This is a genomic window from Vibrio sp. 704 (assembly GCF_033339295.1).
In genome coordinates, this window is record NZ_JAWOUH010000657.1 from 1 (window position 1) to 611 (window position 611).

General features: G+C 48.0%; 1 protein-coding gene. It reads left to right on the top strand.

Features of this window, described 5'->3' with window-relative positions:
• The coding region (locus R7R24_RS28340) for a glutamate ligase domain-containing protein (protein WP_318120400.1) at nt 1-600 on the top strand (600 nt) is incomplete at its 5' end.
• Nucleotides 601-611 lie beyond the last annotated feature (11 nt).

The window sequence follows — 611 nt, forward strand, 5'->3', positions numbered from 1 at the left end:
CTTGATGGCTCAAAATTTGAAGTTGCTTTGCAAGGCGAGAAGGTCGGTACCGTCGAATGGGATTTGGTGGGTGACCACAATGTGGATAATGCACTGATGGCGATCGCTGCCGCACGACACGTTGGTGTAACGCCAGAACTTGCTTGTCAGGCGTTGGGTCGTTTTATCAACACTAAGCGTCGTTTAGAGCTCAAAGGTGAAGAACAAGGCATCACGGTTTACGATGATTTCGCGCATCACCCTACGGCAATTGAACTGACACTGGGCGGTTTGCGTAACAAAGTGGGTGAAAAACGTATCCTTGCTGTATTGGAACCTCGCTCTGCCACCATGAAGCGTGGTGTTCATAAGAATACACTCGCGGATTCGCTACACAGCGCAGATGAAGTGTTCTTATTCCAGCCAGACAACATCGAATGGGCGGTGCAAGACATGGCTGATCAATGCAAGCAGCCAGCGTTTGTCGATGCCGATATGGATAATTTTGTAGCTAAAATCGTCGAACGTGCTCAGCCTGGAGACCAAATTCTGGTAATGAGTAACGGTGGCTTTGGTGGTATTCACGGAAAACTTCTTGAGCAGTTAAAACTAAAAGCCTGATTGATATGCAC